At 57.7% G+C, this 11,985-nt stretch carries 11 protein-coding genes; 10 read left to right on the top strand and 1 reads right to left on the bottom strand.

The genetic code is table 11. From position 1 onward, the window contains the following. Nucleotides 1-17: 17 nt before the first annotated feature. Nucleotides 18-401 (top strand): group II truncated hemoglobin, encoded by a 384-nt coding sequence (locus CFI10_RS14895; protein ID WP_206835782.1) that lies wholly within the window; start codon nt 18-20, stop codon nt 399-401. Between the two features lie 60 nt (nt 402-461). On the opposite strand, the gene CFI10_RS14890 is transcribed toward CFI10_RS14895, so the two are convergent. After that, nucleotides 462-3,344, bottom strand: coding sequence for a valine--tRNA ligase (locus CFI10_RS14890; RefSeq protein WP_206842205.1), 2,883 nt, complete (start codon nt 3,342-3,344; stop codon nt 462-464). 170 nt (nt 3,345-3,514) lie between these two features. On the opposite strand from CFI10_RS14890, the gene CFI10_RS14885 reads away from it, so the two are divergent. The 9 genes from CFI10_RS14885 (at nt 3,515) to CFI10_RS14845 (ending at nt 11,926) form a co-directional block, all read left to right on the top strand. Then, the gene (locus tag CFI10_RS14885) at nt 3,515-4,639 is read left to right on the top strand and encodes an MlaE family ABC transporter permease (RefSeq protein ID WP_206842203.1); all 1,125 of its coding nucleotides are present in this window, start codon (nt 3,515-3,517) and stop codon (nt 4,637-4,639) included. Further along, the gene (locus tag CFI10_RS14880; RefSeq protein ID WP_206842201.1) at nt 4,639-5,427 is read left to right on the top strand and encodes an ABC transporter ATP-binding protein; all 789 of its coding nucleotides are present in this window, start codon (nt 4,639-4,641) and stop codon (nt 5,425-5,427) included. The genes CFI10_RS14885 and CFI10_RS14880 overlap by 1 nt, the downstream gene beginning before the upstream one ends. Before the next feature lie 2 nt (nt 5,428-5,429). After that, the gene (locus tag CFI10_RS14875) at nt 5,430-6,368 is read left to right on the top strand and encodes an MlaD family protein (RefSeq protein ID WP_206835778.1); all 939 of its coding nucleotides are present in this window, start codon (nt 5,430-5,432) and stop codon (nt 6,366-6,368) included. Nucleotides 6,369-6,382: 14 nt separating this feature from the next. Beyond that, nucleotides 6,383-6,976 (top strand): ABC-type transport auxiliary lipoprotein family protein, encoded by a 594-nt coding sequence (locus CFI10_RS14870; RefSeq protein WP_206835775.1) that lies wholly within the window; start codon nt 6,383-6,385, stop codon nt 6,974-6,976. 28 nt (nt 6,977-7,004) lie between these two features. After that, nucleotides 7,005-7,871 carry a bifunctional methionine sulfoxide reductase B/A protein gene (locus CFI10_RS14865; protein WP_206835773.1) on the top strand — a complete coding sequence of 289 codons (867 nt, stop codon included), beginning with the start codon at nt 7,005-7,007 and terminating at the stop codon, nt 7,869-7,871. Between the two features lie 26 nt (nt 7,872-7,897). Beyond that, complete coding sequence (locus CFI10_RS14860; protein ID WP_206835770.1) at nt 7,898-8,503, top strand: transglycosylase SLT domain-containing protein; 606 nt, start codon at nt 7,898-7,900, stop codon at nt 8,501-8,503. Between the two features lie 250 nt (nt 8,504-8,753). After that, on the top strand, nt 8,754-10,430 hold the full coding sequence (locus CFI10_RS14855) for a hypothetical protein (RefSeq protein ID WP_206835767.1): 1,677 nt from the start codon (nt 8,754-8,756) through the stop codon (nt 10,428-10,430). Beyond that, entirely contained in the window at nt 10,430-10,966 is a 537-nt protein-coding gene (locus tag CFI10_RS14850) for a hypothetical protein (RefSeq protein ID WP_206835764.1), read from the top strand. The genes CFI10_RS14855 and CFI10_RS14850 overlap by 1 nt, the downstream gene beginning before the upstream one ends. A gap of 558 nt (nt 10,967-11,524) precedes the next feature. Beyond that, a complete protein-coding gene (locus CFI10_RS14845; RefSeq protein WP_206835761.1) occupies nt 11,525-11,926 on the top strand; it encodes a hypothetical protein in 402 nt (133 codons plus the stop codon). Nucleotides 11,927-11,985 lie beyond the last annotated feature (59 nt).

The following is an 11,985-nucleotide window of genomic DNA, read 5'->3' as shown; positions in this document are numbered from 1 at the left end:
TAACAGAGGAATACCCCATGAGTGGTTACAACACCCCATTTGAAGCACTGGGAGAGGAGGGCATCCGTCAGCTCACGAACGCTTTTTATGACTACATGGACAGCGCGCCCGAAGTGGCCGGCATTCGTGCCATGCATGGCAAGGATCTGACACCGATGAAAGAGAGGCTGGCCGACTATCTGACCGGCTGGATGGGTGGGCCGCAGCGTTATGCCGAGAAATACGGCTCGGTCTGCATGACCAGTCCGCACAAACCCTATGCGATCGGTACAGACGAGCGCGACCAATGGCTGTTGTGCATGGACAAGGCACTGGAGCAGATTGGCGCGGATGATGAGCTCAAACAGATGTTGAAAGAGCCGATGTTTGCGATTGCCGACATGATCCGCAATCGAGACTGAGTAGCGGATAGGGTTGTAAAGATTTAAGCGGGGCCGGTGATGTTCCAGCCCCGCTGATGCTCAGAGCGCCTCGATCTTGGCGTACTGTTGCTTGAGTTTGTCGAACGCGTCCTGTGCGTCGGCAATTTTCTGTTTCTCCTTGGCAACCACGTCAGCAGGAGCGTTGGCGACAAACTTCTCGTTGGAGAGCTTGCCTTCAACACGCTTGATCTCACCGGTCAGGCGATCCAGCTCCTTCTGCAGACGTCCCAGTTCGGCTTCCTTGTCGATCAGGCCGGCCATCGGCACCAGCAGTTCCATTTTGCCGACCAGCTTGGTGACGGACATGGGGGCTTCATCCTCTGCTTCCAGCCACTTGATTTCGCTCAGTTTGGCCAGCTTGGTCAGGGCAACGTAGTTTTCCTGTACGCGGCGGAAGTCTTCGTCGCTGCCGTTGTGCAGCAGCAGTTCCAGCTCCTTGCCCGGGCCGATGTTCATTTCGCCACGGATATTGCGCACGCTGACGATCACGTCTTTCAGCCATTCGATGTCGGCTTCCGCCGCTTCGTCGATCAGCTCGGCCACCGGTTTCGGGTAGGCCTGCAGCATGATGGTGTCGCCTTCCTTGCCGGCCAGCCCCTTGATCTGTTGCCAGATCTCTTCGGTGATGAACGGCATCAGCGGATGTGCCAGACGCAGGGTCGCTTCCAGTACGCGCACCAGAGTGCCACGGGTACCGCGACGCAGAGCGGCGAGGCGCTCTTTTTCTTCAGCGGTTTCGCCTTCGGACTCGTCCCACAGCACAGGCTTGGACAGCTCCAGATACCAGTCGCAGTACTGGTTCCAGATGAAGTCGTACAGGGTCTGGGCCGCCAGGTCGAAACGGTACTCGTCCAGATGCTTGATCACGGTCTGTTCGGTGCGCTGCAGGCTGCTGATGATCCAGCGATCGGCCAGGGTGAGCAGGACCTCTTCGTTGTTCTGGGCGCAGTCCTGACCTTCGGTGTTGGTCAGGACATAACGTGCGGCGTTCCAGATCTTGTTACAGAAGTTGCGGTAGCCTTCCAGACGCTTCATGTCCCAGTTGATGTCGCGGCCGGTGGAGGCCAGCGCGGTCAGGGTAAAGCGCAGGGCGTCGGTGCCGTGGGCGGCAATGCCTTCCGGGAACTGCTTCTCGGTGCGCTTGCCGATCTTCTCGGCCAGCTGCGGCTGCATCATGTTGCCGGTGCGTTTTTCCAGCAGTGCTTCCAGACTGATGCCGTCGATCATGTCCAGCGGGTCCAGTACGTTGCCCTTGGACTTGGACATCTTGTCGCCGTTCTCGTCGCGGATCAGACCGGTGACGTACACGTTCTTGAACGGTACCTGCGGCTTGCCGTCTTCGTCCTTCATGAAGTGCATGGTCATCATGATCATGCGCGCCACCCAGAAGAAGATGATGTCAAAGCCGGTGACCAGCGTATCGGTCGGGTGGAAGGTTTTCAGGCGCTCGGTGTCTTCCGGCCAGCCCAGGGTGCCGAAGGTCCAGAGCGCAGAGCTGAACCAGGTGTCGAGTACGTCGTCGTCCTGACGCAGCTCCAGTTCCGGGTCCAGATTGTATTTCTGGCGGGCGGTATCCTTGTCGGCCGCGACGTAAACATTGCCTTCGTTGTCATAGAAGGCCGGGATGCGGTGGCCCCACCACAGCTGGCGGGAGATGCACCAGTCCTGAATGTCACGCATCCAGGCGAAGTACATGTTCTCGTACTGTTTGGGTACAAACTTGATGTCGCCGTTCTCGACCGCCTCGATGGCCGGTTTGGCCAGTGTCTTGGCATCGCAGAACCACTGGTCGGTGAGCATCGGTTCGATGACCACGCCGCCACGGTCGCCGTAGGGGATGGTCATGTTGTTTTCTTCGATCTTCACCAGCAGGCCGGCTTCTTCCATGTCTGCCACGATCTGGCGGCGGGCCTCGAAACGCTCCAGCCCGCGGTATTTTTCCGGCAGGGTCGGATCAATCTCGGTATTGGGGCTGCCGTCGGTGTTGAACACCTGAGCTTCCTGCCGGATATGGGCATCCAGCGTCAGCACGTTGATCATCGGCAGGCCACAGCGCTTGCCGACTTCGTTATCGTTGAAGTCGTGCGCCGGCGTGATCTTCACGCAGCCGCTGCCTTTCTCCATGTCGGCGTGTTCATCGGCCACGATCGGGATGCGGCGTCCGGTCAGCGGCAGCTCAACGAATTGGCCGATCAGGCTCTGGTAGCGCTCGTCTTCCGGGTTCACCGCCACACCGGTGTCGCCGAGCAGGGTTTCCGGACGGGTGGTACCGACCACGATGTGGTCTTCACCGGCCGCGGTTTTCACGCCATCCGCCAGCGGGTAGCGCAGATACCACATCTTGCCCTTGACCTCGCGGTTCTCAACTTCCAGATCGGAGATCGCAGTGTGCAGTTTCGGGTCCCAGTTGACCAGACGCTTGCCGCGGTAGATCAGCTTGTCGTCGTACAGGCGGATGAACACTTCCTGCACTGCACGGTAGAAGCCGGAATCCATGGTGAAGCGCTCGGTGGGCCAGTCAACGGAGTTGCCCAGACGGCGCATCTGGCGGGTGATGGTACCGCCGGACTCTTCCTTCCATTCCCAGATCTTCTCGATAAAGGCGTCACGGCCCAGATCGTGGCGGGTCAATTCTTCTTCGGCGGCCAGCTTGCGCTCAACGACCATCTGGGTGGCGATGCCGGCGTGGTCGGTACCCACTTGCCACAGGGTGTTGCGGCCCTGCATGCGGCGGTAGCGGGTCAGTGCGTCCATGATGGTGTGCTGGAAGGCATGGCCCATGTGCAGGCTGCCGGTGACGTTGGGCGGCGGAATCATGATGCAGTAGGCGTCGCCTTCACCGGAGGGTGCGAAGTAACCCTTCTCTTCCCAGGTCTGGTACCAGGATTTCTCAATATCGTGGGGCTGGTAGGTCTTGTCCATTGGGGTCCGTATCTCTGATTCGTTGGCGCTGTCGAAACCGGTCATTATACAGCGCACCCCTGCCGGGTGACAGGGCTCGGAGCCTTCGCTATTGCAGCAAAGGGGCAGGGGGAGGAAAATGAGCCTTTCAACAGGCTATTCAGGTGCGCACAGGGATGCAAAAACCGGCGATGACAACCGATACCGCCCCCGGCTGGATTGAGTGGCACGACCAGCGGGTGTGTCTGGGTGGCAGCTGGACGCTGTCTCACTATCGGCACCTGAAGCAGATGCTTGCGCAGCAGTCGTCCCCCGAAGGGGATTGTGTGCTGCAGCTGGAGGACATCCAGGCACTGGATACGGCTGGCGCGACGCTGCTGGCAAACTGGTTTGGTGCGGATCGACTGCGCACCCTGATTGAACAGAGCCAGACGCTGCAACCCGAGCGCAAGGGGTTGCTGCAGGTGGTGATAAAGGCGTTGTCGCGAGAACCGGCAGAGCCTTCACCCAAGCCCTCGCCGCTGATTGCCGCATTGGCGCATCTTGGCGAGCAAAGCGAGATCGTCTTCCGTCACTTCTGGGAGTTGAGCGGCTTTATCGGACTGGTATTGCAGACGCTGTTCGGCATTGTATTGCGGCCATGGCGCTGGCGCATGACCGCACTGGTGAATCAGATTCACGAAACCGGGCTCAATGCTGTCCCGATCGTGGCGCTGCTCACCTTTCTGGTGGGTGCCGTGGTGGCCTTTCTGGGGGCGACGGTACTGGGTGAGTTTGGCGCCGAAATCTATACTGTGAATCTGGTGGCCTACGCCTTTCTGCGAGAATTTGGCGTGATTTTGGCAGCCATCCTGCTGGCGGGTCGAACGGCCAGTGCGTTTACCGCTCAGATCGGTTCCATGAAAGCCAACGAAGAGTTGGATGCATTGCGAACGCTGGGGCTTAGTCCCATGGAGCTGTTGGTGGTGCCGCGCGTGCTGGCGTTGTTGATCACGCTGCCGCTGCTGACCTTCGTGGCGATCATATCCGGCCTGACCGGTGGTGCACTGGTGGCGCTGGTATCGCTGGATATTCCGCTGGGGCAGTTCTTCGGCATTCTGGCGGATGTACCGTTGAAGCACTATCTGGTCGGGTTGGTGAAAGCGCCGCTGTTTGCCTTTGTGGTGGCCGTGATCGGCTGCATGGAGGGCTTTAAGGTCAGTGGCAGTGCCGAATCCGTCGGGCGTCACACCACCTCCGCCGTGGTTCAGTCAATCTTTATGGTGATATTGCTGGATGCGCTGGCGGCGCTGTTTTTCATGGAGATGGGGTGGTGATGACAAAGGATATCAAGCCGTCCCCGCTGATTGAGGTGCGTGGCCTGTGCAACCGTTTTGGTCGCAACACGGTGCATGAGCATCTGGATCTCGATCTGTATCCCGGTGAGATCCTGGGTGTGGTGGGCGGTTCGGGTACCGGCAAGTCGGTACTGCTGCGCTCGATTGTGGGTTTGAACCGTCCCAGTACGGGTGAGATTCGTCTGTTCGGTCAGAATCTGCTGGCATTGTCAGGGGCAAGACGCTCCCGGCTTGAGCAGCGTCTGGGGGTGCTGTTTCAGGGCGGCGCGTTGTTCAGCTCGCTGACCGTTCGGGAAAATGTGGCCTTGCCGTTGATCGAGCATGCCGGACTGAGTCGTGCTGATGCCGAGGCGTTGGCAGAGGTCAAACTGGCGCTGACGGGGCTCGCACCACATGCCGGTGATCTGTACCCGGCTTCACTGTCCGGTGGTATGGTGAAACGTGCTGCATTGGCCCGGGCACTGGCGCTGGACCCGGATGTGCTGTTTCTGGACGAGCCCACCGCAGGGCTGGACCCCATCGGCGCCGCCGATTTTGACCAGTTGCTGCTGACCCTGCGCAACGCACTGGGGGTGGCGGTGTTCATGGTGACGCATGATCTGGATTCACTCTGGACCGCCTGTGACCGTATCGCGGTACTGTCGCAGAAGCGGGTGCTGGTCGCGGATACACCCGAGCGTGTATCTCGCCATAACGATGAATGGATACAGGCCTATTTTAATGGCCCAAGAGGCCGTGCCGCCTACGCGGCGGCAGGGGAGAGGTAAGCATGGAAACACGTGCACATCATGTGCTGATTGGACTGTTCACTCTGGCGGGGCTTTTGGCGGCGCTGTTTTTTGGCATCTGGCTGGTTCAGTCCGGACAGCAGCAGGAAACACGGCGCTATCGCGTGGTTTTCAACGAGGCGGTAACAGGCCTTACCGTGGGCAGCCTGGTTCAGTACAACGGCCTGCGCGTGGGTGAAGTAAAACAGCTTCAGCTGGACCCGGCTGACCCTCGCCGCGTCCTGGCGGACATGGAGGTCAGTGCCGTGACGCCGATCAACCAGGGGACACGTGCGCGGCTGGCGATCGCCAACATTACCGGAGCGGCCAATATTCTGCTCAGTTCCGACAATCCGCAGGCCCCAGCGCTGGAGCGGCCAAAGGAAGGGCCACCGGTCATCGAAGCCGATCCATCACCGATCGGGGCATTGCTGGGTAACGGCGAAGCACTGCTCACCGGTGTGAACGAACTGGTAGAGCAGGGGGCTGAATTGCTGTCACCGGAAAACATCGACCGCATTGGCCGCATCATCCATAACCTGGAGCAGGTGTCCGAGGAGCTGGTCGAATCCAGATCGGGGGTGGGTGAGACGCTGGCCAATCTGAGCACAACGGCTGAAGAGGCACAAAAGGTTCTGCAGGCCGCGACCCAATTGATCAACCATGCCGACCGGCTGCTGTCCGATCAGGGGGCGCCGATGGTGGTGGATGGGCGCCGGGCGATGCAGTCGCTGGCACAGAGCGGTGAACAGCTGGAGCGCCTGTTGAGCCGCAATGCGAGCGCACTGGACAACGGTCTGCAGGGCATGGCCGAGATCGGCCCGGTCATGCAGGAGTTGCAACGCAGTCTGGGCACCCTGAGTCGCATCCTGTCGAGACTGGAAGAGGACCCGGCTGCCTACCTGACCGGGCGACCGCCTGCACCTGAATTTACGCCTTGATGGGGACTGTGTACATGAGACATCTGCTGTTTACGGGGTTACTGACGATGGGGTTGGCGGGCTGCAGCTGGCTGCCCTCGGCTGAGCCGGTACAGAGCTGGGCACTGGAACCTGTACCCGCCGTCGCGGGTCAAAGCGTACAGGTGGAAAGCCTGAGAGTACTACGCCCCCAAACCCCGGATCTGCTCAATGGCCGCCACATGCTGGTGGTGCCGGAAGGCAAGCCCCCAAGTGTATATGCGGGCGCTCGCTGGAACAGTGCGATACCGGAGCTGTGGCGTGATCTGCTGATTTCGGCCCTGCAGCGGGACAGCCGCTTCAGTCAGATCAGCGGAGACGAAGTGCGTCTGGCAGCGGACCGCGTGCTGGTATCCCGACTGGACGCCTTTCAGACCGAATATCATCAAGGGGTACCCACGGTTGTGATCCGTGGCCACCTGCAGCTGGTAGAAGCCAACGGGCGCACGATTCTGGCTGAAACCTCGCTAGATATCAGCCGCCCTGCCGACAGCAGTGAGCTGGCCGATGTCGTCGACGCGTTCTCGAGTCTGAGTGCCGAGATGGCCGATGTCATCAAGCAGTGGCTGCTGCACGAAACGGCAAAATAACACACAATTTCCCGTGCCGAGGTAGATCATGTCCTACAGAAAGCTGACCCCTGAAGAAGAGTACGTCATCATCCGAAAGGGGACGGAGCGACCTTTCACCGGCGAGTACAACGAGCATTTTGAAACCGGTGTCTATGCCTGCAAACAGTGTGGGGCGCACCTCTACCGCTCTGAAGACAAGTTCCCCTCCCACTGCGGCTGGCCCAGCTTTGATGATGAAATTGAAGGCGCCATTCGTCGTGAAGTGGACGCAGACGGCCGCCGCACCGAAATTCTCTGTGCCAACTGCGGCGGTCATCTGGGACACGTATTTGAAGGCGAAATGCTGACACGCAAGAACGTGCGCCATTGCGTCAACTCCATTTCCATGGACTTCATCAGTGCCGAAGAACTGGCACAGCAGCAGGGCAGTACCCTGAAGACCGCCTATTTCGCTGGCGGCTGTTTCTGGGGGGTTGAGCACCTGCTGCAGCAGCACCCCGGTGTGGTGTCGGTTGTGTCCGGTTACATGGGCGGTCATGTGGATAACCCCAGTTATGAACAGGTGTGTGGCAAGCAGACCGGTCATCTGGAAACCGTGGAAGTGCTGTACGACCCGGCAAAAGTTGATTTTGAAACACTGGCCAAGCTGTTCTTTGAGATTCACGACCCGACTCAGGAAAACGGTCAGGGGCCCGATATCGGGCCTCAATATGCATCTGCCATTTTCGTGCAGGATGACGAAGAGCGTGGCATCAGCGAAAAGCTGATTGCACAGCTGGAAAATCAGGGGCTGGGTGTGGTGACGCGGGTTCTGCCGATGGCACCGTTCTGGCGTGCCGAAGAGTTCCATCAGGACTACTACGTGCGCACGGGCAAGACGCCTTATTGCCACCGGTATCAAAAACGGTTTTAACTGCTCATCCGGTTGCCGGTGTACGTATGCAAAGAATCTGTTTGTTTCTGATGTTGCCTCTTCTGTTGGCGTCCTGTGCGACCACACCGCCGTCCAATGTGGAAAATGCCTGCCGGATCTTTCGCGAGAAGCCCGACTGGTTTGATGCCTCTCTGACGGTTGAGCGAAAGTATGGCCTGCCGATTCAGGTGCAGCTGGCCATCATGCGACAGGAGTCCAGCTTCAGGCACAATGCCGCCCCTCCTCGCGACAGCTTCCTCGGCATCCCCATGTGGTGGCGAGTATCCAGCGCGTACGGATATGCCCAGGTAAAAGACGAGACATGGGACTGGTACAAGGACAGGACCGGTAACTGGGGTGCTGACCGTGATGACTACGACGATGCGGTCGATTTCATGGGCTGGTATGCTGACGTGTCGCAAAAGACATTGGGCATCTCCAAGTGGGACGCCTACAACCAGTATCTGGCGTACCACGAAGGGCACGGCGGCTGGCAACGCAAAACCTATAACAGCAAGGGCTGGCTGGTCAGCGTTGCGCGAAAGGTGGATGCCAACGCCCGGATGTATGGGGAGCAGCTCAGAAGCTGCAGACACAGCCTGAAATCCTCACCCTGGTGGTCGCCCTTCTAAACTTCAGCGCCGTCATGCTGTAGGCATGGCGCGTGAGCTTATCCGTGGCGTGGGCTGCGCTTTGCCGCCAGGCTTTCATACCAGAGAAATAGATCGGCAAGCGTCTGCCGGTTCTGCCTATCCCTTCGTTCTGTATCCATCGCTGAACGTGTTGAAACCACTCTGGAAATGTGGGGTTGGTACATTCGTTGCTGATAAATGCTGTGTATCCGGCTTTTGAGTATTTATCACGCAGGCAGAGGACGTCAGAGTGAGTATCTCCATCACATCGTTAATCCCGAACAGCACACCGAGCCAAATTCAGGCGCGGACTGCAATTCACAAAGAGATCAATGATCTGGTCTCCCAGGGGCTGGTCGGGGAATACACGACGACGCTTGCGATGATGTCAGAAGAGGGCCTGCAGCGCTTCGAAATTACCCAGTGGAGTGAGCAGGCAAACAATCAGTGGTGGGCCCTGATGGAAGCCGGTCCCGCCGGTGTTGAAGCCGCCAGCTATCTTGAACAGATGGTCGCCCAGCGGCGCGGCTACGCGGGTGCTTATCTGGATGACTGTTTCACCCTGTCCTACCGGTTGGCCGAAGCGCTGGACGAGGATTTTCCCGTCTCGGTGGAGCTTGATCAACTGGCCGAGAACGCTTTGGCCGGGCGTCATCCCAGTGAAAATGCTGACGGCACGCGGCTTGCCAAAGAGGAACGCCTGAATCAATTCTGGCAGGACAACCAGTCCGACATCGAAACGATGCTGGAGCATTATGAGAACCTGAAACAGGTGCCTGATCACCTGGGGGATTGGCTGGACCAACAACAGATATCCCGCTCTGAAGCGGTTGATCAGGTCATCGAGAGGCATCGTTACGCCGGGCTGGAAGGCGCTCGGGAACGCAGCGATGCATTGACCAATACAGCGGTATATCAACTGAACCGAGACGGTGCCGGCGGTCTGAGTGATGATCTGTCCAGTTTCATGGTGTTTAACGATGTCACTGCACACCATAGGGCCAATGAGACATTCGATCCGCAGGCGTACGCCGATTTGGCACACCGCATGATCGAAATTGGCTTGAGAATCGGCGACGCGAATATGTTGAAAAATGCCGTTTCCGGTCAGCTGTATCACAGCGACAAACAGGCGTTGATTCAGTCCTATCAAACCCTGTATCAGCCAATGAGGGATCAGTTTTACAGTGCCCTGTCGGACCTGGAGCCCGAGGTTAACCTTCAGGACCTGCTCGATAACATCAAACATGGTGATCCTGTTGGCCAACTGCCTGATGGCAGCCTGCATCCGCAACAGGATCGTCTGGAAGCCTTTGTGGCCCAACACAGCCTCAGCCTTGAATCCATCGCAAACAAGCAACTTCAGCTGGACGAATTTCCACGAAACCGTCTGGAATGGCAAAAAATTGAGGCCAATGGCCGGCGTGCCGAACAGCTGGTATATCAGCAATACGGCCTTGAGCCCTGGGAAACGGGGACGAACAGTCGCACGTTGCGTGAACTGTCCTGGCAGGGTGTCGACTACCTCAATAGCCAGCCCGATGATATCCGTCAGAACCTGATCAACGATGCCAAAGCGCGCCTGGAATCACTCATGCAACAGTTCATGTCGCTGCGCGAAGAGCATCCCGGCCTGACGATGACGCTGGAACAATTGATCGACAACTTCCGCTTCAACCGACCTGCCGGCCAACTGGCAGAAGGCGGCCTGTCATCTGCACAGCAAGCGCTTGAGGCGTTTCTACAGGACAACGAGCCGCTGATTGTTGACTACATCGACTCCTCCTGGCTGCTCGGGAAGCAGGACAATCTGAGCCAGATCGACTACGCCCGCTGGATGGATTCAGAACGCGCGAGCCGGTATGCGGACACTCTGCTCGATCTGATTGAGCAGAGCCGGAAGGTGGTGGGGCAGGGGGTTGTGTGATGCCGGTAGGTATTCGTTTGGTGTGGGCAGTCAGCTGGCGCATTTGCGCACAAAGCGGACATTATTTACATCGACCTGAAGTGACCATTAAATTGCACTACGCATATAGGTTTTACACCTTGATGCACTTCCAGGTTCGAATTTTGGCATTCCTTTTGTTTGAAGGCCTGGTTACCTTGGCCATCGAATACGCAGGTCATCAATCTAGAACGGATGCTTATGGTGTCGTTGACTTCCGTTCAAGTGAGAGTGCCCTTCGGGCAGTTCATCATGGCAATGATCAATTTCACTCAGATCATTTGCAGGCCATAGTCGCCACCCAACTATCGCTGCCAGCAAGGCTTAAAGTGCAAACACTAAAAACGTGTTCGTCATTCCCCAGGTGGCCCCTAGCCACCCGGCCAGTGTATATGCCAACAGCCAGCAGGCATGCGACTGTGAAAATTGAGCCGCGAACAGATCAGGACGATCCTTGGGATGTGTGGAGCGGGTTAGCAAACGCCCTGAAGGGGTTTGCACAAGAGCAGAGCCAATGACCAGTAGCGCCCAGATGACGAGAAGCTGTTTCAAATCACTGATCTGTGAGGCTATCAATAGATCCAGTACCAACAGCAAGCTGGCCTATAACATGAGGCTACGATCACTGAAACGCTTCAGCAATGCTGGTACTGATAGGGCAGCCAGCATGGAGCCAGCGCCAAAGCCGTATCCTACGCATCCAGTTTGAACTTGGCCTGCACAGTAACCACGGTATTGACGATAACCATGGCTCCTGACGCCGTTATATTCATGGCAGAGTGACGCTTGACGCCAACACAGCCGAAGCAATAAACCCCAAAACGGTTCCTGCGAATAGTTCATGCCAGGTAACCATTGCCAGCAGCAGCGAAGCCAATGCAGGTCTGATCAGGATATATTGCCGTGTATCAAACAGATGGTTGGAGAGTAGTCATTGGCTTTTTATGAAACGTGATTGGCTAGCTGTCCGCAAGATTACATCTGTGTAATCCAGTCTGTTTTTTCTTGAGTCACTTGGCCCAACGCTTTAAATTAAAAGAGCTTATTGGCTGAAACTCCTTTCGGGTGAAAGATCCGTGCGTATTCGTTCCTACATTGCCCTGTTGCTATATTTGATGGCCTTTGTGTTGTCGGCGGTGGCGCGTGCGGATCAGCTGATGCCGATGGTAATGCCGGTGGATGAATCCACTCCTGCTCTCAGTCAGCCTGTAGCGATGGCTGAGCATGCCGGGCACCTAGTGCCGTCCAGGTCCACGGGGTGTGCCGAGCATCAACGGTTATCCGGTGATGACTCTTATGGCAGCACTTGCCAGAATACACCGGACTGCTCACCTGATCACTGCTTCTCGTCTCAGGGGCTCCTCAGCCAACCCTTGGGCGTCATGCCTTATACCGCTCGCGAATACTTCAGTTCCGGCGGCTATCAGCTGCTTTCCCTGGTACTGGCCCCTCCCGGCCGACCTCCCCGTAACGTCTGAACCCTTCTGAGTTATCGGCCTGACAGGGCCGGTTTTACCGATTGTTCATGGTCTCTGTC

Source organism: Marinobacterium iners (assembly GCF_017310015.1).
In the GTDB taxonomy this organism is placed as follows: Bacteria; Pseudomonadota; Gammaproteobacteria; order Pseudomonadales; family Balneatricaceae; genus Marinobacterium; species Marinobacterium iners.
The sequence above is the reverse complement of the archived record's forward strand: the minus strand, read 5'-3'. Positions and strand labels throughout refer to the sequence as shown.